The sequence below is a fragment of the Shewanella sp. cp20 genome (assembly GCF_000832025.1).
Lineage (GTDB): Bacteria > Pseudomonadota > Gammaproteobacteria > Enterobacterales > Shewanellaceae > Shewanella.
Genome location: NZ_JPII01000047.1, coordinates 52708 through 75690, shown reverse-complemented (window position 1 = coordinate 75690; position 22983 = coordinate 52708). Strand labels below are relative to the sequence as shown.

General features: G+C 51.3%; 19 protein-coding genes, 5 tRNA genes and 1 pseudogene. 17 read left to right on the top strand and 8 right to left on the bottom strand.

Translation table 11 applies throughout. The annotated features are described in order from the left end of the window. Positions 1–36 precede the first annotated feature (36 nt). The 13 genes from DB48_RS15785 (at position 37) to nth (ending at position 9474) form a co-directional block, all read left to right on the top strand. Positions 37–112, top strand: a tRNA-Asn gene (locus DB48_RS15785). 41 nt (positions 113–153) lie between these two features. Next, positions 154–229, top strand: a tRNA-Asn gene (locus DB48_RS15780). A 27-nt stretch (positions 230–256) separates the two neighbouring features. Then, positions 257–332 (top strand) — tRNA-Asn (locus DB48_RS15775). 24 nt (positions 333–356) lie between these two features. Next, positions 357–432 (top strand) — tRNA-Asn (locus DB48_RS15770). A 24-nt stretch (positions 433–456) separates the two neighbouring features. Further along, positions 457–532: transfer RNA gene (locus DB48_RS15765), tRNA-Asn, on the top strand. Between the two features lie 117 nt (positions 533–649). Next, positions 650–2578, top strand: coding sequence for an EAL domain-containing protein (locus DB48_RS15760; RefSeq protein ID WP_041511176.1), 1929 nt, complete (start codon positions 650–652; stop codon positions 2576–2578). Between the two features lie 83 nt (positions 2579–2661). Continuing rightward, positions 2662–3240, top strand: coding sequence for an electron transport complex subunit RsxA (gene rsxA / locus DB48_RS15755; RefSeq protein ID WP_011865864.1), 579 nt, complete (start codon positions 2662–2664; stop codon positions 3238–3240). Positions 3241–3242: 2 nt separating this feature from the next. After that, complete coding sequence (gene rsxB / locus DB48_RS15750; protein ID WP_041511175.1) at positions 3243–3812, top strand: electron transport complex subunit RsxB; 570 nt, start codon at positions 3243–3245, stop codon at positions 3810–3812. Then, positions 3806–6433: an electron transport complex subunit RsxC gene (gene rsxC, locus DB48_RS15745; RefSeq protein WP_041511174.1), complete on the top strand. Its 2628-nt coding sequence runs from the start codon at positions 3806–3808 to the stop codon at positions 6431–6433. The genes rsxB and rsxC overlap by 7 nt, the downstream gene beginning before the upstream one ends. Positions 6434–6435: 2 nt before the next feature. Further along, positions 6436–7488, top strand: a complete 1053-nt coding sequence (gene rsxD / locus DB48_RS15740; protein WP_041511173.1) for an electron transport complex subunit RsxD — start codon at positions 6436–6438, stop codon at positions 7486–7488. Positions 7489–7508: 20 nt separating this feature from the next. Beyond that, positions 7509–8147, top strand: a complete 639-nt coding sequence (gene rsxG, locus DB48_RS15735; RefSeq protein WP_082035659.1) for an electron transport complex subunit RsxG — start codon at positions 7509–7511, stop codon at positions 8145–8147. Then, positions 8140–8838: an electron transport complex subunit E gene (locus tag DB48_RS15730; protein WP_041511172.1), complete on the top strand. Its 699-nt coding sequence runs from the start codon at positions 8140–8142 to the stop codon at positions 8836–8838. The genes rsxG and DB48_RS15730 overlap by 8 nt, the downstream gene beginning before the upstream one ends. 3 nt (positions 8839–8841) lie before the next feature. After that, positions 8842–9474, top strand: a complete 633-nt coding sequence (gene nth, locus DB48_RS15725) for an endonuclease III (RefSeq protein ID WP_041511171.1) — start codon at positions 8842–8844, stop codon at positions 9472–9474. Between the two features lie 256 nt (positions 9475–9730). Here the strand turns inward: nth and DB48_RS15720 are convergent, their stop codons facing one another. Together DB48_RS15720 and DB48_RS15715 are read right to left on the bottom strand one after the other, a co-directional pair. After that, positions 9731–10168 carry a MerR family transcriptional regulator gene (locus DB48_RS15720; protein ID WP_041511170.1) on the bottom strand — a complete coding sequence of 146 codons (438 nt, stop codon included), beginning with the start codon at positions 10166–10168 and terminating at the stop codon, positions 9731–9733. A 148-nt stretch (positions 10169–10316) separates the two neighbouring features. After that, positions 10317–11306, bottom strand: a complete 990-nt coding sequence (locus DB48_RS15715; RefSeq protein ID WP_052813828.1) for a hypothetical protein — start codon at positions 11304–11306, stop codon at positions 10317–10319. A gap of 318 nt (positions 11307–11624) precedes the next feature. Between DB48_RS15715 and DB48_RS15710 the strand changes: the two genes are divergently transcribed. From DB48_RS15710 to gloA, 4 genes and pseudogenes are all read left to right on the top strand, one after another. Further along, on the top strand, positions 11625–12551 hold the full coding sequence (locus tag DB48_RS15710; protein WP_041511169.1) for an NAD-dependent epimerase/dehydratase family protein: 927 nt from the start codon (positions 11625–11627) through the stop codon (positions 12549–12551). 91 nt (positions 12552–12642) lie between these two features. Further along, positions 12643–13359 carry a type 1 glutamine amidotransferase domain-containing protein gene (locus DB48_RS15705; RefSeq protein WP_160290157.1) on the top strand — a complete coding sequence of 239 codons (717 nt, stop codon included), beginning with the start codon at positions 12643–12645 and terminating at the stop codon, positions 13357–13359. A 49-nt stretch (positions 13360–13408) separates the two neighbouring features. After that, positions 13409–13666 (top strand): annotated as a pseudogene (locus tag DB48_RS15700) (endonuclease III); the annotation flags it as partial. Positions 13667–14079: 413 nt separating this feature from the next. Then, entirely contained in the window at positions 14080–14490 is a 411-nt protein-coding gene (gene gloA / locus DB48_RS15695) for a lactoylglutathione lyase (RefSeq protein ID WP_041511168.1), read from the top strand. Positions 14491–14547: 57 nt separating this feature from the next. Here gloA and DB48_RS15690 read toward each other — a convergent pair whose 3' ends face one another. The 6 genes from DB48_RS15690 to aspS form a co-directional block, all read right to left on the bottom strand. Continuing rightward, positions 14548–17058: a TonB-dependent receptor plug domain-containing protein gene (locus tag DB48_RS15690; RefSeq protein WP_041511167.1), complete on the bottom strand. Its 2511-nt coding sequence runs from the start codon at positions 17056–17058 to the stop codon at positions 14548–14550. Positions 17059–18055: 997 nt separating this feature from the next. Further along, a complete protein-coding gene (ruvB, locus tag DB48_RS15685) occupies positions 18056–19069 on the bottom strand; it encodes a Holliday junction branch migration DNA helicase RuvB (RefSeq protein ID WP_041511166.1) in 1014 nt (337 codons plus the stop codon). A gap of 19 nt (positions 19070–19088) precedes the next feature. Next, the gene (ruvA, locus tag DB48_RS15680; protein WP_041511165.1) at positions 19089–19706 is read right to left on the bottom strand and encodes a Holliday junction branch migration protein RuvA; all 618 of its coding nucleotides are present in this window, start codon (positions 19704–19706) and stop codon (positions 19089–19091) included. Beyond that, positions 19703–20224: a crossover junction endodeoxyribonuclease RuvC gene (ruvC, locus tag DB48_RS15675; protein ID WP_041511164.1), complete on the bottom strand. Its 522-nt coding sequence runs from the start codon at positions 20222–20224 to the stop codon at positions 19703–19705. Before ruvC ends, ruvA begins: the two co-directional genes overlap by 4 nt. Before the next feature lie 7 nt (positions 20225–20231). Next, positions 20232–20978: a YebC/PmpR family DNA-binding transcriptional regulator gene (locus DB48_RS15670; protein WP_041511163.1), complete on the bottom strand. Its 747-nt coding sequence runs from the start codon at positions 20976–20978 to the stop codon at positions 20232–20234. Positions 20979–21048: 70 nt separating this feature from the next. Then, positions 21049–22827: an aspartate--tRNA ligase gene (aspS, locus tag DB48_RS15665; protein WP_041511162.1), complete on the bottom strand. Its 1779-nt coding sequence runs from the start codon at positions 22825–22827 to the stop codon at positions 21049–21051. Positions 22828–22983 lie beyond the last annotated feature (156 nt).

Below are 22983 nucleotides of genomic sequence, written 5' to 3'. Positions count from 1 at the left end.
TGCGCTCCGTCTTCAACGACGAGTCGCTTACACGATTCCCCAGTAGTTCAGTCGGTAGAACGGCGGACTGTTAATCCGTATGTCACTGGTTCAAGTCCAGTCTGGGGAGCCAAAGCGTCAAATCTTAGAAGATGAGTTAACAATATTAGATGTTCCCCTGTAGTTCAGTCGGTAGAACGGCGGACTGTTAATCCGTATGTCACTGGTTCGAGTCCAGTCTGGGGAGCCAAATATTGTTGACGATATAAGTATCAATTCCCCAGTAGTTCAGTCGGTAGAACGGCGGACTGTTAATCCGTATGTCACTGGTTCAAGTCCAGTCTGGGGAGCCACTTATATAATAGAGAAGTATCTACTCCCCTGTAGTTCAGTCGGTAGAACGGCGGACTGTTAATCCGTATGTCACTGGTTCAAGTCCAGTCTGGGGAGCCACTTCACTATTTTATCTCTTTCGATTCCCCAGTAGTTCAGTCGGTAGAACGGCGGACTGTTAATCCGTATGTCACTGGTTCAAGTCCAGTCTGGGGAGCCACCTTCTTTACGTTTCCTCTTCCGCATTATCCTAAAAAAAGTCATCAGCCATAAAGCGTTAGACTATCTGTTTCAAATTTAGCTAGAATGGGCAGTCGATCATCTTAGGTTACTTTTTATGGGCGTGGGAAAATCTATACATCTATTGCTGATTACGGCTTGTCTTGCCTTGGCGGCGCTGGCATATCTCAACCAGCGACAAGAGGTCGCCGCAATAGCCGACTTCCAGCTAAAGGAGTATCAGGCCGATCCCGTTTGGCAACAGCCCCTTCCCGACCAAGGCCAAGCACTCTTTAATCTGCTCAACAAAAAGTATGAGCTACAGTTCTTCCAATATGTGCACCAGTTGGACGGCAACCTCAATTATACCCATGGCCAACTTATTACCTCAGACACAGATCTAGCGACCGTGCTCTTTAATCAGCCAAGGGATAACACCCGAGCGCTGCCCCAAGGCCGCTTACAGGTCAAACTATCGAGCCATACTATTGCAAATGACGCCCTCAATCATTATATCCAGCTCCTCATCTGGATAGTCGGCGGCTATCTGGCACTGGCAATACTCTTTACCCTCTTAATGGCTAGACAGAAACGCACCATAGGTCATGCGGTCGATGCCTTGGACGGCTTCGCCGAACTGAAATTCGATGCCATCGCCCACTCTCGTTTTCACGGCGAGCTTAAACCCTTAGGCAAGGCACTCGAACATTGCCGTGTCGCGCTGAACGATAAATTCGCCCAATTACAGCAGCATAACGAGCAGCTCAATCGTGAGGCTTACCAGGACCCGGTGACGCTATTTGGCACCCGACCTAAGTTTACCGAGAACCTCGACGCCCTCGCCAAACCGGGCAAGGCGCGCATCGGCCTGATGGCGATGATCAAGGCCACAGAACTAGGTCATGTTAACCAGAGCCAGGGACGCGCCGCAGGCGATGACTATTTAGCCGGTGTCGCTACCTGTATCCGCAAGGCGCTACAGGGCATGCCTAACATAGAGGCGTTTAGGATCAGCAGCGCCGATTTCGCCGTCTTTATTCCGGATCTGGTATTAAAGGATGCCCAGCAGCCACTGGAAAAATTAAAGGCACAATTTGATGAATACCAACAAGGTAGCGATCTCGAGTCGGTCGCCTACATAGGCTTAGTTCCCTATGAGCAGGGTGGCGATGCCCTATCCTTGGTCTATGTTGCAGACGCCGCCGTCAGTATCGCCCAGACCCTTGGGCCCAACAGCTATCATGTGCAGGAGAAGCTCAGCGATGAGGAGCTGGTTGGGGATTCGCACTGGAAACTGGCCATCGAAGATATCATCAAGCGCCGCGCCATCAAGTTTCATGCCCAGGATATTCAACCCTGCCGCGGCGCCGATAACGTCTATAGTGAACTGCTGTCTCGCTTCTACAGTAGTAAGGGCAAGTTTCTGCCTACGGGAACGGTTATCGCCATGGCCGAGCGCCACGGCCTGAGCATTGAGCTGGACAAGATCATCATCTTGAGCACTCTTCGCCTGCTGCTCGACACCCCCACCTTTACCGGCGCCCTGGGCATTAACATCAGTACCGCTTCGGTCAACCAACCGGCCTTTACCGCCTGGCTGAAAGATATCTTCGTACGACAGCGTCAGCTCGCCTCTCGCCTGGTGCTGGAGGTTAATGAGGCAGGAATGCAGGCCAATATCCGTCAAGCCCATAAATTTGTGCGCGACATGCATAGCGTCGGCGCACGGGTGTCTGTCGAACACTTCGGCATGGGCTTTACCTCTTTTAAGTTCTTCAAGGAGGTTAGACCCGACTTTATTAAACTCGACGGCAGCTATTCACAGGGAATCGACACAGATTCCAACAATCGTTTCTTCGTTAAGATGATTGTCGATGTCGCCCGTAAGCAGTCGGTTAGGGTCATAGCATCTAGCATCGAACGTCAGGAAGAGAAGTTTGCCCTGGAGCAGCTTTTGGTGGATGGCCTTCAGGGTTATTACATCGCTAAGCCTAAACCATTCACCGTAAAGGATGAACAATCTGCGCGCAGTCAGACGGCGGGATAAATAATCCCTTCATTCTTTGTGTTGTTTATCACGGCCGAAAGGCCGATAATAGCCCGTAAATTAGATATAGATAACCCATTGAGATGAGCGAATATCTCCTCCTATTGGTCGGCACAGTGCTGGTCAACAACTTTGTATTAGTTAAATTTCTTGGCCTCTGCCCCTTTATGGGGGTATCGAGTAAGTTGGAATCGGCTATCGGCATGTCGATGGCCACCACCTTCGTGCTCACCCTTGCCTCTATCCTGAGTTATCTGGTCGACACCTATCTGTTGACCCCCTTCGATCTCAGCTATCTGCGCACCATGGCCTTCATCTTGGTTATCGCCGTCGTGGTGCAGTTTACCGAGATGCTGGTACAGAAAACCAGCGCCGCGCTGCACAGGGCCCTTGGGATCTACCTGCCGCTGATCACCACCAACTGCGCCGTACTGGGTGTAGCGCTGCTCAACGTCAACGAAAAGCACGACTTCATCGAGTCGGCCATCTATGGTTTCGGCGCCGCGGTCGGTTTCTCTATCGTACTCATTCTCTTCTCCGCCATGCGCGAGCGTCTGGCCGCCGCAGATGTGCCGGCCCCCTTTAAAGGCGGCGCCATCGCGATGATCACCGCTGGCCTGATGTCGCTGGCCTTCATGGGCTTCACAGGTTTGGTTAATTAAGCATGAGCCAAGTTATTATTGCCATCATCCTATTAGGATTACTCGCCCTCGCCTTCGGTGCGCTGCTGGGGTACGCCGCCGAAAAGTTCAAGGTCGAAGGTGACCCCATTATCGATCAGGCCGAGGCCCTGCTGCCGCAAACTCAATGCGGTCAATGCGGCTATCCCGGCTGTCGCCCCTACGCCGAGGCGATCGCCAACGGCGAGAAGATCAACAAGTGTCCACCGGGTGGCACCGCCACCATGGAAAAACTTGCCGAGCTGATGGGTGTCGATCCCGAGCCGCTCACCGCCTCTGCCGAGACCCAGGTGAAGAAGGTCGCCTTTATACGCGAAGATGAGTGTATCGGCTGTACTAAATGTATTCAGGCCTGTCCGGTCGATGCCATCCTAGGCACTGGCAAGCAAATGCACACTGTGATCACTGATTACTGCACGGGCTGCGATCTCTGCGTCGAGCCCTGCCCGGTCGATTGTATCGACATGATCCCCGTGGGCGAAACATTACACAACTGGAGCTGGCAGCTCAATGCCATACCTGTGGTCAATATTAGCGAGGAGTCTAAGTGTTAACCTTGTTAGAACAGATAGATAAAGGCACACTCTGGCGTATTCCCGGCGGTATTCATCCACCCGAGCATAAATCGCTTTCTAATCAGCGTGAGATAGCCAGACTCCCCCTTGCGGATCACTATCTGGTTCCCGTCCCCGGTGTCGGTGAGAACTGTACCTTGGCCGTCAAGGCTGGCGACACAGTGACCAAGGGGCAGCCGCTCACACTCGGCGAAGGTTTTCGCTACCTGCCGGTGCACGCTCCTGTATCGGGCAAGGTGATCGCCATCGAAGCGCGCGCCAGCAACCACGCCTCGGCATTGCCCGTGCTTACCTGTGTGATTGAAAACGATCATCAGGAGCAGTGGATCGACACAGTTCATGCGCCGCTCACCCCAGAACAGGTGGCGGAGATGGACAATGATGCCATCATCAGCCGCGTGCAGGCGGCTGGCATCGCGGGGCTCGGCGGTGCGGCCTTCCCGACTCATATCAAGCTCAAACCTGTGAGCGATATCGAGCTGTTGATCATCAACGGCGTCGAGTGTGAACCCTATATCACCTCTGACGACAAGTTGATGCAGGAAGCTTGCGATGAAATCGTCCGCGGCATCGCGATCATCCACCAGTTACTCGGCCCCAAGCGCATCATTGTCGCCATCGAAGACAATAAGCCCGAGGCCATAGAGCTGATGAGCCATGCCCTCAATCGCAGCCAGCTACCGAGTCACTGCGCGCGAGTTAGTAAGATCCCTACTCTCTACCCGTCGGGTGGCGAGAAGCAACTAATCCAGATTTTAACCGGACAGGAGGTGCCATCGGGCGCCATTCCGGCAAACCTGGGTATTCTGGTGCAGAACGTCGGCACCGCCTACAGCATTGCCCAGGCCGTCTACCGCAACATGCCGCTTATTGAGCGCGTAGTGACCCTGACCGGCCAGAATATCGCTAAACCCGGTAACTACTGGGTGCCTATCGGCACGCCCGTCGAGCATCTGCTCGCCGCCGCGCAGTTTAGGGGCGATGAAAATTCGCCGGTGATCATCGGCGGCCCCATGATGGGTTACATGCTGCCGAATGTGACGGCGCCCATAACCAAGGGTACCAACTGCGTCTTGCTTCCGAGCGAACAAGAAGTCGCGCCGCCGAGTCCCGAACAGCCTTGCATCCGCTGCGGTGAGTGCGCCCAAGCCTGTCCGGCGCAGTTACTGCCTCAGCAACTGTTTTGGCATGCCAAGGCCGAGGAATATGACAAGGCCGCCAGCTACAACCTGCGTGACTGCATCGAATGTGGCTGCTGTAGCTATGTCTGCCCAAGTGATATCCCCCTAGTGGAATACTATCGCGTCGCCAAATCAGCGCTACGCCAGGAGGCCGAGGAGAAGAAACAGGCGGAGCTCGCCAAGCAAAGGTTCGACTCCCGTACCCAGCGTCTCGAGCAGGAAAAACAGGCGCGAGAAGAGAAAGCCAAGCAGGCTGCCGAACGCCGTAAGGCGCAGATGACAGGGTCAGATAAAGACGCCGTCGCCGCTGCCATGGCTAGGATTAAGGCCAAGAAAGCCGCACAAGAACAAGATCAGGTGCCAGCGACCGCCAACCTTAATGAAGGCAAGGGTGCTGCAAAACCACAAGATAAGGTTGCCGCGGCAATAGCACGCGCCAAGGCTAAGAAGGCGGCGCAAAAGGCCGAGTCTGAAACACCTGCCTCGACAGAACAGACTGAGTCGCGCCAGCAAGTGACAACCTCAGATAGCGGCGAAGCGGCCGCGATGAGTCAAAAAGATAAAGTTGCCGCCGCCATCGCCCGTGCCAAAGCAAAGAAGGCGGCACAAAATTCGGCTGAAGTATCTGAGGCCAGCCAAGGCGCTACTCAGGACGAATTACAAAACCTTGGTCAAGACACCCAAGAAACTGCGCCCTTAAGCCAGAAGGAGAAGGTTGCCGCGGCCATTGCCCGCGCCAAGGCGAAGAAGGCGAAGAAGGCGGCCCAGGCTGAATCGGCACTCGATGCTCCACCACAAGAGGATGCAGAGGGCGAGCAAACAGCAACAAAATCGTCAACGCCACACGCCGCAGATGCTGAGGCGAGCAGCCCCGAAGCGCTCAAGAAGGCCAAGATCGCCGCCGCGGTTGCTAAGGCCAAAGCCAAAAAGGCTCAGCAAGCAAACAGCGAAGAACAACTAGCTGAACCCGCCGCATCTGACGAACAAGCGGTTCAAGAAGCGCCCGTTGAAGATGCCGAAGCCATCAAGAAGGCAAAAATCGCCGCAGCGGTTGCTAAGGCTAAAGCCAAAAAAGCTCAGCAAGCAAACAGCAAAGAACAATTAGCTGAACCCGTCTCGACCGACGAACAAGCGGTTCAAGCGGTTCAAGCGGTCCCAGCAGACGATCCCGAGGCCATCAAGAAGGCAAAAATCGCCGCTGCAGTGGCTAAGGCCAAGGCTAAAAAAGCCCAACAGGAAAAGACTGGCAAAGAAGTCACTGAACCCGCCGCATCTGACGAACAAGCGGTTCAAGAAGCATCCTTTGAGGATCCCGAGGCAATCAAGAAGGCTAAGATTGCCGCCGCGGTTGCTAAGGCCAAGGCGAAGAAGCTGGCCAAGGCCCAGGCAGAGAACCCAAACAATGAGCACAAGGATTAATCATGGCATTTAAGTTGGCCTCATCGCCACACCTGTCCACCAAGGCACAAACTCGCGGCCTGATGTTTAAGGTCATGCTGTGCGCCCTGCCCGGCGTGCTGGCTCAGTGCTACTTCTTTGGCTGGGGAACCCTGATCCAGATAGCCATGGCCATCGCTATCGCGATAGCCACAGAAGCGGCGGTATTAAAGCTACGCGCACGTCCGGTCGGTAAGACCATCAGCGACAACAGTGCGGCCCTCACCGGCCTCTTGATAGGCGTTGCAATCCCTGCAATGGCGCCCTGGTGGATAGCCGGCATCGGCGTGGTGTTTGCCATCTTAGTGGTGAAACAACTCTATGGCGGCCTGGGCAACAACATCTTTAACCCCGCCATGGCAGCCTATGTGATGCTGCTTATCTCCTTCCCGGTGCAGATGACCAGCTGGGTCGCGCCGAGTGGCGCGGCGCTGAATGACCTAGGATTATTACAAAGCCTGAGTATCATCTTTCAGGGGGCAGACGCCGAGCAGATCCTCGCCTACCGCGCCGGTATCGATGGCGTAACCATGGCCACGCCACTGGATGCGGTCAAGACTGGTCTGTCTACCGGTTTAACCTTGGATGAGATCCTCGCTAAGACTAGCTTCAGTGATGGCTTTGGTATCGGCTGGGCGGTGATCAACCTGGCCTATCTGGCTGGCGGTCTGGTGATGCTCAAGCTGAAACTGATCCGCTGGCAGGTCAGCACCGCCATCTTAGCGAGTCTGTTTGTCTGCGCCAGTATCGGCTATCTGCTGAGCCCCGACACGCACATGGGCCCGCTGCTGCATCTCTTCTCCGGCGCCACCATGTTAGCGGCCTTCTTTATCGCCACCGATCCGGTTACCGCCGCAACCAGCACTCGTGGGCGACTGATCTTCGGTGCGCTGATTGGCCTGCTGGTCTATCTGATCCGCAGCTTCGGCGGCTATCCTGATGCCTTTGCCTTTGCCGTACTATTGGCTAACCTGTGCGCACCCTTTATCGATTATTATGTCAAACCCCGAGCCTACGGCCACAGAGCAAGCCGCTAAGCCCACGGCAGGAGTATGAAGTGAAACGTTCTATCGTCAAAAATGCTAGCTTACTGGGTTTATTCGCCCTCCTGTGTACTGCCTTGGTGGCCCTGGTTAACCAGTCAACCTTCGAGCGGATCAAGCAGCAGCAAGATCTCGAACTCATGAGAACCTTGCATCAGATCATCCCTGATGAAATACATGACAACGCACTCATCGAGCACTGTATCCTGATCCAGGACGCCGACGTACTGGGAGTCGATGAGCCCCTGCCCGCCTACATCGCTAGCCAACGCGGCGAGCCCGTGGCCATCGCCATGGAAACGGTCGCGCCAGATGGCTATAACGGCCAAATCAAACTGGTCGTCGCCATCGATGTCAAAGGAGAGGTTCTGGGTGTGCGTACCCTCAACCATAACGAAACGCCTGGCCTTGGCGATAAGATAGATCTGCGTAAGTCTCCCTGGGTATTGAGCTTTAAGGGTCAGAGTATTCAAGGTGAACAAGACAAGCGTTGGGCGGTAAAGAAAGATGGCGGTCAGTTCGATCAGTTTACCGGCGCCACCATCACCCCCAGGGCCTACGTCGGCGCGGTTAAACGCACCCTGCGCTATTTTAATGCCAACAAGCAGACACTGCTAAGCCGCCCTGCCAATTGTGAGGTGCAATATGAGTAACTATCGTGATATCGCTTGGCAAGGATTGTGGAAGAATAATCCGGGCCTGGTCCAGCTCCTGGGCTTGTGTCCACTGCTCGCAGTCACCGCCACACTCACCAACGCCATCGGCCTTGGGTTAGCCACGCTTGTTGTGCTGGTCGGCTCCAACGTGCTGGTCTCGTTGGTGCGAGAGTTTGTGCCTAAGGAGATCCGCATTCCCGTATTTGTGATGATCATCGCCGCCCTAGTGACCTGTGTGCAGCTGTTGATCAACGCCTACGCCTACGGACTATACCTGTCACTTGGGATCTTCTTGCCCCTTATCGTCACCAACTGCGTCATCATAGGGCGCGCCGAGGCCTTTGCCTCACGTAACAACGTGGTTAAAGCAGCCTTTGATGGCCTGATGATGGGATTGGGCTTCACCCTAGTGCTTATGCTGCTCGGGGCTTGTCGTGAGATCCTCGGCCAAGGCACGCTATTTGATGGCGCCGACCTACTGCTCGGTGACTGGGCCAAGGGATTAACGATTCACCTATGGCAGGTGGATACCAACTTCCTGCTGGCGATGCTGCCACCCGGCGCCTTTATCGCCATGGGCTTCCTCATTGCCATCAAGAACATGATCGACAAGCAGCTCGAGGCACGTAAACCGGCCCCAGAGGCTGCCCCAGCAGTGACCCGAGCACGCATTACCAAGGTGAGTTAAGTTATGAATACCGAAAAGCGCCGTAAGATCCTCGAGATCTTTCGCGACAACAACCCTAAGCCAGAAACGGAACTTAACTTCTCCTCCCCCTTCGAGCTACTGGTTGCCGTTACCCTGTCGGCCCAAGCTACGGACGTGAGCGTCAACAAGGCCACCGACAAACTGTTTCCCGTGGCCAATACGGCGCGCGCCATCTACGATCTGGGCGTCGAGGGACTCAAAGAATATATCAAGACCATAGGCCTGTATAACAACAAGGCCATCAACGTCATCAAGGCCTGCGAGATCTTGCTGGAGAAGCATGGCGGTGAGGTGCCCGAAGACCGTGAGGAACTGGAGGCTTTGCCGGGAGTGGGTCGTAAGACGGCCAACGTGGTGTTAAACACCGCCTTCGGCTGGCCAACCATCGCCGTCGATACCCACATCTTTCGCGTCGCTAATCGCACCAAGTTTGCCATGGGCAAAAACGTGGATCAGGTCGAGCAAAAGATGTTAAAGGTTGTGCCTGCCGAGTTTAAGGTGGATGTACACCACTGGTTTATTCTCCACGGGCGCTACACCTGTGTTGCGCGCAAGCCAAGATGCGGCAGTTGCCTGATTGAAGATCTCTGTGAGTTTAAGGATAAAGCCGAATAGGCTTTAGTTCACTTTAAGCAAACAACGGACGGTAACCCCTCTATATAACTCTGTACTTAGCTAAAGTCATTTGAGCGATACCGTAGTGAGGGACCTAGATCAATGAATTATGACAAAGGAACCTGTAAACAAAATAGATGGAATTCTGCAGCTCTACTTTATGCCACCATTTAGTCGGTTTATCGATAATGCTTCAGAATTTACACTAGGTAAGCACTAAAACGATTACAACCAATTCGCTTCAGCCTGGAGAATATCACTTCGACGATTTAGCATCCGGGCTGGTGCTTTTATTCAATCCTATCTGTGATATAACGCGTTTGGCATTGTCCGCACAGTTGATATCGTCAGGTTTCTCTTCTATTTCAGCAAGAATACTCTTCAACTGCCGCTTGCTATTAGCAAGCTTTTTTTCCAGCTCTTCAATATCGGTTAATTTTTGACGAAGGGCATCTAACAGATTGTCATGTTGCCAGTTGTCCATATCCGTAGGTAGCAATTTACGCAACTCATCCAAACTAAACCCGGCTTTTTGGCCATTGGATATAAGGTTTAAAATCACCTCTGCTTCTGGTGGATAAGTGCGATACCCGTTGGCAGAGCGATTTACCAATTTTAGAAGACCTATGTCTTCATAAAAACGAATTTTGGACGTAGCCAATCCAGTCCTTTTTGAGAGTTCACCAATTTTCATAATATTACTTACCACTATTCAGTTTGCTCAACTTAACTTTAACTTAAGTGTATTGAACAACTACCGTTTTATGCTCACTGCTTTTATAGCGAATTGCATGAAGCCATTTTGTTGAGGGCTAAATGGCTTCATGGGGTTAGTTCATCGTTTATTGCAATGGCTTTGGTGTATACAAAGCACTTTGAAAGTCAGGGACGTACTCATACTTAACCATTTCGCCTAAGTCTAGGGATCTGATGTACTCCGAAAAACTACCATCACTCAACGTCAATTTGATGGCATCGTCATCCATTGTTGAGCCATGAGAAAGTTGGCGGGAAACCGCGTAACCGGAAATAAGTCTCCCCTGTGCATCCACATTGGTAAAACTGTTCGTTACAAATTCCTCGTTGGATGACAAGTCTTCCAATTTTTCGCCCTGAATAGCGAGATCCATCTTTCCAGTCTCGCTGTCGAAGATTTCGAACCTAATGGTCTTGTCAGTTTGGCTGTAGTTTATCTGCGTCAACCATTTTGGCAGGTTATAGCCCACCACACCACGTACTCTGGCAAGTTCAGTATCGACAGGAAGCTTTAAAACATAGCCCGAATAGTCTTTGGACATAGACTGCCCCATCAACGTAAATGGCCCCCAACTTGAATTGCCGGGTTTGCTGGTAATGATTGAAAGAGCTATTTCGTTGTAGCTGTCATTATCACAATAGTGATATGCATATGCCGTTAACGCCACCATCCCTCTACCGGGCCAAATTTGCAACGGTTGTATGCTTTCCAATACCTTAGCAGGCATGAGCGCTTTAAGACGATCTAAATCAGCGGTATAAACAGCAGTAATACGACTATTTTGGTAGTAAAAATTAGGAGAGTAAGTTTCAAACCCTGCATCCACTTTCGTTTTCTGAATACCTTCAAACCAGCTTAAATCAATATCTGGTGCTTCCTGAAGGATGACAGATAAAGGAGGATTGGAGCGGAATCGATCATACAGCCCTCCTTTAGCCACTGGGACTTGGTGACCCGCAATATCAATGATAGATACATCTTGTCTGTCCTGTTCAGTCGCACTTTGCACGCTCATTGAACTTATCGTCAATCCGATGCCGATTCCGATAACTTTTACCATTTCTCTCATGTTCATGATTTTTACCTCAAGCTTTGAATTTCTAAATTGGTCTCTGGTATTAACCCAAAATTTGTATCTGCAATACCCATTGTTAAAGGCGTTCAAGGCGCTACTCTGACTTTAAAAACGCAACCGTATAACGAACGAAACTAACTCGTTGGAACAAGCCTAACCTTAAACCTAACTTTAAGGTCAATAGTGAGAAACCAAGAAAATGTGTTTGTGATGTTGAGATTGAGGTGACCAGAAAAAGTGTGAAATTTAGCCATTGACATTAAAGTTAACTTTAACCTTATGATTCAGCAAACACGACATCCAATGGGGTAAATCAATATGCAAACAATACTAGGGGCTAATGGCCAAATCGGTAGCGAACTCGCTTTAGCTCTGAAAAAAGAATTCACGGATGATATTCGGTTGGTAAGTAGAAACCCAAAGAGGGTAAACGACACAGATGAATTGGTTAGTGCCAATCTTCTTAATGCAGTTGAGACCCAAAATGCGGTTGAAGGCTCAGAGATCGTCTATTTAACAGCTGGATTGCCAATTGATACGGCGATGTGGGTCGAGCAGTTTCCTATAATGATGCGCAACGTCATAGACGCCTGTGCAATGCATAAGGCAAAGCTTGTCTATTTTGACAACACCTACATGTATCCTCAAACCAATGAATTACTCACTGAAGAAATACGATTTGAGCCGTATGGAGATAAAGGCAGAGTCCGGGGACTGATCGCCCAAATGCTGCTAGATGCAATGGATGAAGGCCGAGTACAAGCCATCATTTGCCGTGCGCCTGAGTTTTATGGACCGGGTAAAACACAAAGCATTACAAATACCACTGTGCTTGACAAGTTACGTGCAGGCGGATCAGCTAAGGTATTCATCAGTGATAAAACATTGCGTACCTTGATTTACACACCGGATGCAAGCAAAGCAATGGCGTTATTGGGAAACACATCTGATGCCTATGGACAGACATGGCATTTACCGTGTGATGACAACAGACTTACCTACAAGCAGTTAATAGATATAGCTGGCGACATACTTGGGGCTAACTGTAAATACACAGTGTTAAAAAAATGGCAGCTAAAGCTTCTGAGCTTTATGAGCAAACCGGTGCGGGAAACACTTGAACTGCTGCCCCGTTATGAAGTTGATAACTTATTTGTATCAGACAAGTTTAAGACGCGTTTTCCTGATTTTGAGATTACCCCTTACAGAGATGGGTTAGCAAAGACACTATTAGAAAATCGTTAGAGGCAAATAGATGAAGACTGAGATTAAGTTCGTCATTTTTACATTATGCACTAGTTTACTATGGGCATGCTCAACAACAGGAGAGTACGTTTTGAATTCTAATAAACAGCAGAAAAAAAAGATCTTAATCATGGTGACAAATCATGAGGACTATCCCAGACGCGAGGATAAAACAGGTTTGTGGCTGACGGAGTTAACGCACTTTTATGATTTGATCATCGAAGCAGATTTCGAAGTAGATATTGCCAGTCCGGTAGGTGGTAAAACGCCTCTTGATGAAAGAAGCTTAGGTTGGTTGTATATGGATAAATCGGCGAAAAGCCATTTAAACGAACCTAATTTCAACGCTATGCTCACAAACACCTTGGATGCCAGAAAGTTATCCGCAAACGATTACCTTGCAATCTATTTTGCAGGTGGGCACGGAACAATGTGGGACTTTAGAAACAACAAAGATCTAAAGCGCCTTGCCGAAGGCATACACAACCAAGGGGGCTATATTACATCTGTTTGTCATGGAGCCGCTGCATTGCTGAACCTTGAATCATCTGAGGGCATACCGCTGATTGCCGGAAGGCACATTACGGGCTTTTCAAATACGGAAGAGTGGTTAGCAGGCTTAACAGATGAAGTACCGTTTTCACTTGAAGATGAACTAGTAGCTCTGGGTGCAAATTATGATAAGCGATTCATCCCTTTTACTTCTTATGCAATTGATGATGGCAGGTTGATTACCGGACAAAACCCAAACTCAGGTAAAGCCGTAGCAAGTAATCTATTAAAAGAACTGAATAATAATTTTAAATAAAACAAAGTAGCCTAATAAAACTAAACATTTCTTATACCTTTCTTTATTATCTTTTGGCTGGCCGACTATCGCCGTCGACGCCCTTTTCTATTGCGTCGCTAATCGCACCAAGTTTGCCATGGGCAAGAACGTGGATCAGGTCGAGCAGAAGATGTTAAAGGTTGTGCCTGCCGAGTTTAAGGTGGATGTGCACCACTGGTTCGTTCTCCACGGGCGCTACACCTGTGTCGCCCGCAAGCCAAGATGCGGCAGTTGCCTGATTGAAGACTTGTGTGAGTTTAAAGAGAAGGTCTATCCGGACGAGTAAGTCTTCTTGGTCTTGGTAGGCGCTAGCAGCATCAAAGCGAGATGGATACCTACGTTCAAACATAAAAAAAGCCGCAAAAGCGGCTTTTTTTGTACGACTCGACTGCCAAATCAGGCAAGCGAATTAAAACATGCTCATAAAGAACACAGATAGAAACAGTGCTATGGTGACCATAAGTCCTAGGGCCATTTTTAGTTCGGTTGGCATCGACAGCTCCTCTAATAACCAGGCTTCATTATCTCAGCCATCCGCTTGAACACCAGAGACATAGGCTGATTCTGTGAGCAGGATCATGGCAAGGCCAATCTGATTTCAATAGGGATTTATGACAAAAGCAAGGCTGACGTATCAGATTTAAATAGCGGATAAATAAGGTATACTTGTGCCTAGCATTTTCCTAAAAAGAGGTCCTTATGGCACAACTTTTACATACCATGCTGAGAGTCGGCGATCTCGATCGTAGCATACATTTTTACACCGAGATCCTGGGCATGAAACTCCTGCGCAAGTCTGAAAACCCAGAGTACCGTTATACCCTCGCCTTCGTCGGCTTCGACGAGGAGGCCACAGGCGCCGCGGTGGTTGAGCTCACCTACAACTGGGACACAGACAAGTACGATCTCGGCAGTGGCTTTGGCCATCTGGCGATTGGCGAAGAGGATATCTACAGCCGCTGCGCCGCTATCGAAGCCGCGGGCGGTAAGGTGACACGTCAGCCAGGTCCGGTTGCCGGTGGCACCACAGAGATTGCCTTTGTCGAAGATCCCGATGGTTACAAGATTGAGTTTATTCAGATGAAATCTGCCCAGCAGGGTTTAGGCTAATCGTTAAACTTGCATAAAAAAAGCGCCCTAGGGCGCTTTTTTATTTCATTCTACAACCTAGAACTTAACGGTTACACCGCCGTAGATCTGACGACCGATAGTGTCGTACACCTCAGGCACTGTGCCCGCCTCGTTACCGCTGGCCACCATTACAGGCTTCTCATCGGTAAAGTTCTTCACACCCAGGCTAGCGGTAATGCTGTCGTTGATGTGGTACATACCAGAGATGTTGTGGTACAGCACAGAGTCAACCGCATCACCATAGTTGATGTCGTCCATCTCGCCGATAAAGCGATTAGAGTACATCACACTCCAGTCACCCTGGCCTGCCTTCACGCTAAAGTTGTTCTTCACCTTAGAATAGCCACCGAACATGCCACCGATAGTGCCTGTGTAGTCGATGCCATCCTGCTCAAACTCAAGCAAGTAGGTTAAATCGTTGCTGATGCTCCAATCTAAGCCCAGACCCTCAAAACGGTAAGCCAGGTTAAAGTCGACACCACTCGTGTCTTGATAGCCCACGTTGGTCAGCGGGTTAGTCAGGTTTTCCAGGTTACCGTCAGGCGTGATACCGAAGGTCTCACAGGCTGTGGTATCACCGGCGTGACAGGCATTTAGACCCGCCTGAACGTCCAGACGCGAGATAGCATCTGTGATCTTAAAGCGCCAGTAATCCAAGGTCAGCGACATGCCATCGATATAGCTTGGCGAGTAGACTAGACCTGCAGTGTAAGACTCAGACGACTCCGCCTTCAGATCGGGATCTGAGGTGTAGTTCACCAAAATCTGTGGGTCCTGCTCGTTACCCCAAGGATCGTCCAGGTAGTCGTATGAACCCACGTTACCGCCATACAGCTCGCTCACGTTTGGCGCGCGGAAACCGGTAGCCGCCACGGCGCGTAGCATAAGGTCGTCGGTCGCCTCATAGGTCAAACCTATCTTCCAGGTCGATGCGTTACCAAAAGTCGAGTAGTCATCGAAACGCAGCGCGAATTCACCTGTTAGCTTGTCGGTGAAAGGTACGCTCACCTCTTGATATACAGAGATCACGCTGTAGCTACCATCTGTAGGATCTTGCTGCGCCGCCGTGCCTTCACCCGCCACGATCACAGGATCGGGATTGTAGTAACCACTGTCATGGCGGTATTCGGCGCCGATCGCATAAGCGACAGGGCCTGCTTCCAGGTCGAAGGCTTCACCGCTGATCACACCAGAGACGATGTGCTGCTCGTTGCCGCCCGTCGTGGACTCAAGGTAGCTAATGTCGTCAATGATGGCTTGAGACAGTGGGTCGCCGCTGAACCAGGCATCCTGATTATCATAGACAGACTGCTCCATGTTCTTGGCGTTGATTGAGTTATGAACCCAGGTCTCAGCCTTGTTCTTACCATAGGTGTAAGACAGGTCCCAGGCAATACCCGTATGAACATCGAACTCACCGGCTAGACCGGCAGATACGCGCAGGGTATCTGTGTCTTGCTCATAGATACGGTTACCGGCATCTGTGGTTCTTCTGCGGTATTCCACGCGGCCTTGATCATCAGGCTTGATACCGCCAGCAATCATCTCATCGGTGAGCGTGATGCAGTTGCCGGTTGAACTTGGCGTACACACATCCAGCATCACAGAGGCCGGCTGAGCCGCCATCATCTGCTCAGATTGACGCTTGGTGTATAAGAGATCACCAGTAAAGACGATATCGTTAGCCAATTCTTGCGTCGCGTTGGCGAAGAAGCTGTAACGCTCATTTGGCGTCTGCAGCCAGCTATCCTGGGTAAAGTCATAACCTTCGGTGCGATCGACCCAGTTACCGTTCTCATCCTGTACCTTACCGCCTAGCGAGCCGGTTGGGATAAAGCTACTAGAGCCCTTCTCCACCCAGTCGCGATCTTTTTGCATCACGCCGCCACGATCCGAATAGGCCACACCAAAGGTGTAATTACCACCATCGGTATTGAAGCCATAGAGTGCACTGATCTCGACGTTTTCACCGTCACCCTTGTCGGTTGCGCCGCCATTGATGTCTAGCTGGAAGCCTTCGAAATCTTTCTTGGTGATGATGTTAACCACACCGGCAATGGCGTCGGAACCATACACGGCCGAGGCGCCATCTTTCAAGATCTCCACACGAGCGATCATCGCCACTGGGATGGTGTTGAGATCCACGGCGCTATCTGCACCCGAACCAGAGTTAACCATACGACGGCCATTTAACAGTACCAAGGTACGGCTCGCCCCCATACCACGCAGATCCACCTGGGCGACACCATCGGCACCATTGTTAGTGGTAGAACCTACCGCCATACCGGCCATGGCAGGTTGTGCCTGTAGGATCTCGTCGACCGAGTTGTAACCTTCGGCGCGAATGGCACTGGCATCGATAACGGTTACCGGTGAAGCCGTTTCCATGTCTTGACGTTGAATGCGTGAGCCGGTCACCGCGATACGTTCAAAAGAGGCACTTTCTTCGGCAGCAACTGCATTGTTGGCAACAAAATATCCACTGGTCGACACTGTCGCAATTAAACTTAATTTAACTGCTGCAGCTAATCTGCTTTTTTTAATCATGTAGGTCTACTCCCTAATTCAATTTTTATTCGGCGCCGTTCTTTTATTTATTCAACGCTCGAATCGATACTGTCTTTTCCCCCTAAAGCCGTCAATCCACCAATTTATTAACCAATGAAAAATAAAGGTTAATAAAAAGTACCATTTAAGTAACTGAGCGAGTTTGATATTTCAGGCAAATGAGTGAATAGGCATTCATCTGGTTTAATTAACTAGGTTACTTGACCCAAGGCAGTGTTTTACTCGGCCTGAGCTGCAACACAATCACAACGCACACAAAAGACAAAAGTGTGATGCCGATCACAATTAAAAGAGCTAAACACACGTTTCAATCCGCTGTCGTTACGCAATTTGCACATAAAGCCGCCGTCATTAACAATCACCGACCGTAAAACCCCTAATGAATAAGGATGCTGAAAAAGCCTTAGAACTGTTGTTACAATATTTTACAAACGAGGAGAAAAGCAGCAGGTTTCAGCCCTTCTTTTAGAATATTGAATAAGCGGCAATTGCGACAGGGCGCAGGGTTAACAGATTTAAATTAAAGGCGTAAACTGATAAATAATCAAATAAGCAGGCGCAAGATAAACTTCAACTTAAATATATTAAAAACCCTTTGTTAAATTAATAAACACATCACCATAATTACCAACATATAAAGCAGAAAAATAATACAGATGTGACCTTTTGTATCTTTATTCCTATAGCATGAAAGCTCTAGCTTGAAGGGTAAAGATTGCCGCTAGCGGCCAAGCTAGCGAACAAGCAAGCGATGAAGCGGTAAGAAAAACACAAGCCAAAGACTCAAGCTCAAGCTCAAGCTCAAGCTCAAGATTGTCATTAAAGACTCTGGACTAGCCTATAAATGCCTGCGACGAGAAGAAAATAAGACATAAAAAAGCGCGGTCAATTGACCACGCTTGTTTACAATTTGCTAGCACTGGCAAGCCAAAGCTCAGATGAGAGGCTTAAGATGAATAACCTTTTTTCTTAACAGCTACTCGGGCTGGATCAAGTTAAAGTGCTGATAGGCCCTGGCCGTCGCAATACGCCCTCTTGGGGTGCGCTGAATAAAGCCTTGCTGGATTAGGAAGGGTTCGAGCACGTCTTCGATGGTTTCGCGCTCCTCGCCGATGGCGGCTGCCAGGTTATCCAGGCCCACGGGGCCCCCCATAAACTTATCTATGATAGCGAGTAGCAACTTGCGGTCCATATAGTCGAAGCCTTCGACATCCACATCCAGCATATCCAAGGCACTCTCGGCAACCGTCTTATTGACTTCGCCGTCATGTTTCACCTCGGCGTAGTCCCTCACCCGTCTGAGCAGGCGGTTGGCGATACGCGGGGTGCCACGAGAACGCCTGGCCACTTCCACAGCCCCCTCTTGATCTATGGGCAACTCCAGCACCTTAGCCGAACGAGCCACGATACTGCTGAGATCTTTAACATTATAAAACTCGAGACGCAGCGGTATACCAAATCGGGCACGAAGTGGCGAGGTTAGCGCCCCTGCGCGGGTCGTTGCGCCGATCAGGGTAAAAGGCGGTAACTCTAACTTGATAGAGCGGGCCGCCGGCCCCTCACCTATCATGATATCCAGCTGATAGTCTTCCATCGCCGGATAGAGGATCTCCTCCACCACAGGGCTTAATCTGTGGATCTCATCGATAAAGAGTACATCGCCAGCCTCGAGGTTGGTCAGCAGCGCTGCCAGATCCCCGGCCTTTTCCAGCACAGGCCCTGAGGTGGACTTGATGTTAACCCCCATCTCGTTGGCCACGATCATGGCCAGCGTCGTCTTACCCAGACCCGGCGGCCCGTAGATCAACATGTGATCTAAGGCTTCGCCTCGCTTCTGCGCCGCCTCGATAAACACCTTAAGCTGAGCCCTGGTATCGTCCTGGCCCGTGTATTCATCCAGCAGCTTAGGCCGCATGGCCCTATCTATCTGCTCATCCCGTTCCTCGGTGCCCTGAGGCTGGGCGTGAACTAACCTATCGGCTTCAATCATCTATTTCTCACTCTGGGCGCTAGAGCATCGATTTCAGCGATGCCTTGATCAAGGTTTCTGAATCCATGCCCTCTTCGAAGACACTGGAGACCGCCTTACTGGCCTGTGCAGGCTTATATCCTAACGCCAAAAGCGCCGAGATGGCATCTTCTTCGGCGGTGTTGACCACAGGTGCTGGGGTATAGTTTGACTGCAGCACAAACTCACGCTCGTTGCCGTGGGACGCTTCCATCAGGCTCTTGAGCTTATCACGCATCTCAACCAGCAAGCGCTCGGCGGTCTTCTTGCCAACGCCCGGCAGCTTCACCAGAGTGGCGATGTCGTCGTGTTCGACGCACTTAACAAACTCGGCCGCCGTCATGCCTGAGAGTATGGTGAGCGCCAGCTTGGGGCCCACGCCATTGGTCTTGATTAGCAGCCTAAAGAGCGCCCTTTCCTGCTTGCTCATGAAACCATAAAGCAGCTGAGCATCTTCTCTCACCACAAAATGGGTGTAGATCACCGCTTCTTGGTTTAGCTCGGGCAGCTCGTAAAAACTGGTCAGCGGCATCTGTACCTCATAACCGACGCCAGCGGTTTCGATCAGCACCTCGGGCGCCTGTTTCTCGACCAGTAATCCCCTTAAACGACCTATCATCTATATCTTCCGTAAGTTCTCGCGCTCGCCTTACCGCCCATGGCGATCAGGCTCTGATATGTGTGGAAATGGCACAGGGCAACCCCCAAGGCATCGGCCGCATCGGCCTGTGGGGCAGCGGGCAGTTTCAGGATCTGTTGCACCATGTGCTGCACCTGGCTTTTCTGCGCCCGTCCCGTGCCGACCACGGCATTCTTGATCTGGGTCGCCGAATACTCGGCCACCGGCAGATCGGCATTGGTGGCGGCCACTATGGCGGCGCCGCGTGCCTGACCAAGTTTTAAGGCCGAATCGGCGTTCTTGGCCAGAAACACTCTCTCGATGGCAAATTCGTCCGGCTGGTATTGGCGGATGATCTCGCTGATCCCGTCGAATATCACCTTAAGACGGGAGGGCAGATCATCCGATTGGGTACGAATACAGCCGCTGCCCAGGTAGATCTGCTGCCGCCCCTGGCACTGGATCACACCATAACCTGTGATTCGCGAGCCGGGATCCACCCCCAAGATTATTGGCATCGCTTGCCTATTCGAGGCTGGCTAAGATCTCGTCAGAGATCTCGGCGTTATGATAGACCTCTTGCACATCGTCGTGATCTTCAAGGTTATCGATAAGGCGCAAGAATTTAGGCGCGGTGGCCGCGTCCAACTCTGCCTTGGTAGACGGCACCATGGTCACCTCGGCGTTGACCGCCTCTAGCCCTGCCGCGTCCAACGCATCTTTCACGGCACCAAAGGCTTCTGGCGTGGTGTAGACATCGATAGAGGTATCATCATTGGTCACGACATCTTCGGCGCCGGCGTCGAGCGCCGCATCCATGATGGTGTCTTCATCGCTGCCTTCGGCGTAAGAGATCACGCCACGCTTCTCAAACAGATAAGCCACAGAGCCATCTGTACCCAGGTTGCCACCCGACTTACTAAAGGCGTTACGCACACCTGAAACGGTGCGGTTACGGTTATCAGTCATGGTTTCGACCATCACTGCGGTGCCACCCGGACCATAGCCTTCATACATGATGGTTTCCAGCACCTGGCCGTCGAGTTCGCCGGCACCGCGCTTGATGGCACGTTCGACCGTATCACGGGTCATGTTATTTGACAGCGCCTTATCGATTGCCGCCCTGAGTCTCGGGTTCGAATCGGGATCCGAGCCGCCTTCTCTGGCCGCTACCGTAAGCTCGCGAATGAATTTGGTGAAGAGTTTACCGCGTTTAGCGTCTTGTGCCGCCTTGCGGTGCTTGATGTTGGCCCATTTACTGTGACCGGCCATAGGGACTCCTTATTCGAGTTTGCCTCGAAAAAGCCGAGCAAGATGCTCGGCTTATTGGTTCAATCTTGATTTATTCCTGCTCTTTCTTCGCTTCGACTACGCTCACCCCAAGCTCTTCGAGCTGTACTGGGTTAGCGAAACCTGGTGCGTTGGTGAGCGGACAGGCTGCCGTGGTGGTCTTAGGGAATGCCATCACGTCACGAATCGAACTCGCACCTGTCATCAGCATCACCATACGGTCAAGACCGAACGCTAGGCCTGCGTGTGGAGGTGTGCCGTACTTGAGGGCTTCAAGCAGGAAGCCAAACTTCTCTTGCGCTTCCTCGTCATCGATCCCCAGGATTCTAAATACGGCAGACTGCATCTCACCGTCGTAGATACGTACCGAGCCACCGCCCAGTTCACAACCGTTTAGCACCATGTCATAGGCGTCAGAGATGGCCGCCGTAGGGTTGGCTTCCAGCTCGGCCGGTGTGATACCACTTGGCGCGGTAAACGGATGGTGCATGGCATGCAGGCCGCCGTCAGATGTGCGCTCAAACATTGGGAAGTCAACCACCCATAGTGGCTTCCAGTCACCTTGGAGCAGGTCGAAGTCTTCGCCCACCTTCAGACGCAGCGCGCCCATGGCTTCTGCCACGATATTCGCCTTGTCGGCGCCAAACAGGATAAGGTCGCCGTTGGCAGCATTGGTACGATCCAGGATGCCCTTAACCACCTCTTCGCTGAGGAACTTAAGTACTGGCGACTGAATGCCTTCCAGCCCTTTCTCCAGCTCGTTTACCTTCATCCATGCCAACCCTTTGGCGCCATAGATGTTGACGTACTTGCCATACTCGTCAAGCTGTTTGCGCGACAGCGAGGCGCCGCCCGGTACACACAGCACGGCAACACGGCCTTCGCTGTCGTTTGCAGGCTCCTGGAATACCTTGAAGTCGACATCTTTAACTAGGTCTGCCACATCCACCAGTTCTAGCGGGTTACGCAGGTCCGGCTTATCTGAGCCGTAACGACGCATCGCCTCGGCGAAGGTCATCTTAGGAAACTCGCCTAAGTCGACATTCAGCAGCTCTTTAAATAGGCCACGTACCATCTCTTCGGTCTTATCCATCACCTCGGCAGAGGTCATGAATGAGGTTTCGATATCGATCTGGGTAAATTCTGGCTGACGGTCGGCGCGTAAGTCTTCGTCGCGGAAACACTTGACGATCTGATAGTAACGGTCGAAACCTGACATCATCAGCAGCTGCTTAAACAGCTGTGGCGACTGCGGCAGCGCGAAGAACTGGCCCTTATAAGTACGGCTAGGCACTAAATAGTCACGTGCACCTTCTGGCGTCGCCTTGGTCAGGATAGGCGTCTCGATATCGAGGAAACCGTTACCGTCGAGGAAACGACGCACGGCGCTGGTCACCTTAGAGCGGAAGATGATGCGCTCGGCCATCTCTGGGCGACGCAGATCCAGGTAGCGATACTTAAGACGCTGCTCTTCGGTGTTGTGTTGATTTTTGTCCATGTTGATCGGCAGTGCCGGTGCACTATTGAGAATGGTCAGCGCCTTACCCAGCACCTCAATCTCACCTGTGCGCATCTGATCGTTGATCTGGCTGTCAGGACGTGCGCGTACCAAGCCTTTCACCTGAACACAGAACTCACTGCGCAGTGTGCTGGCGACATCGAATACCTCTGGCAGATCAGGATCGTATACTACCTGAATCACGCCTTCACGGTCGCGCAAATCCAGAAAAACCACGCCACCGAGATCGCGACTGCGGTTTACCCAACCTACGAGAGTAACTTCTTCCCCAACATGAGACCGATTAACGTCTCCACAATAATGACTGCGCATCTAACACTTTCCTTTCATCCGTCAAGGCCGTGCTTGAGGATATTCAATACATGACAAAAGCGGCATTATAGTGAAATATTGCCGATTTCAAAACAACTTCATCCGCTTAAAATGAAGTAAACCTTTGGGTTGGATAAATATCCATCAAATCCTGAA

Coding starts and splice junctions, on each gene's coding strand:
- gloA (WP_041511168.1), top strand. CDS start 14,080: ATGGCACAACTTTTACATACCATGCTGAGAGTCGGCGATCTCGATCGT.
- rsxD (WP_041511173.1), top strand. CDS start 6,436: ATGGCATTTAAGTTGGCCTCATCGCCACACCTGTCCACCAAGGCACAA.
- DB48_RS15730 (WP_041511172.1), top strand. CDS start 8,140: ATGAGTAACTATCGTGATATCGCTTGGCAAGGATTGTGGAAGAATAAT.
- ruvB (WP_041511166.1), bottom strand. CDS start 19,069: ATGATTGAAGCCGATAGGTTAGTTCACGCCCAGCCTCAGGGCACCGAG.
- nth (WP_041511171.1), top strand. CDS start 8,842: ATGAATACCGAAAAGCGCCGTAAGATCCTCGAGATCTTTCGCGACAAC.
- DB48_RS15690 (WP_041511167.1), bottom strand. CDS start 17,058: ATGATTAAAAAAAGCAGATTAGCTGCAGCAGTTAAATTAAGTTTAATT.
- aspS (WP_041511162.1), bottom strand. CDS start 22,827: ATGCGCAGTCATTATTGTGGAGACGTTAATCGGTCTCATGTTGGGGAA.
- DB48_RS15710 (WP_041511169.1), top strand. CDS start 11,625: ATGCAAACAATACTAGGGGCTAATGGCCAAATCGGTAGCGAACTCGCT.
- DB48_RS15715 (WP_052813828.1), bottom strand. CDS start 11,306: ATGAACATGAGAGAAATGGTAAAAGTTATCGGAATCGGCATCGGATTG.
- ruvA (WP_041511165.1), bottom strand. CDS start 19,706: ATGATAGGTCGTTTAAGGGGATTACTGGTCGAGAAACAGGCGCCCGAG.
- rsxA (WP_011865864.1), top strand. CDS start 2,662: ATGAGCGAATATCTCCTCCTATTGGTCGGCACAGTGCTGGTCAACAAC.
- DB48_RS15760 (WP_041511176.1), top strand. CDS start 650: ATGGGCGTGGGAAAATCTATACATCTATTGCTGATTACGGCTTGTCTT.
- rsxB (WP_041511175.1), top strand. CDS start 3,243: ATGAGCCAAGTTATTATTGCCATCATCCTATTAGGATTACTCGCCCTC.
- DB48_RS15720 (WP_041511170.1), bottom strand. CDS start 10,168: ATGAAAATTGGTGAACTCTCAAAAAGGACTGGATTGGCTACGTCCAAA.
- DB48_RS15670 (WP_041511163.1), bottom strand. CDS start 20,978: ATGGCCGGTCACAGTAAATGGGCCAACATCAAGCACCGCAAGGCGGCA.
- ruvC (WP_041511164.1), bottom strand. CDS start 20,224: ATGCCAATAATCTTGGGGGTGGATCCCGGCTCGCGAATCACAGGTTAT.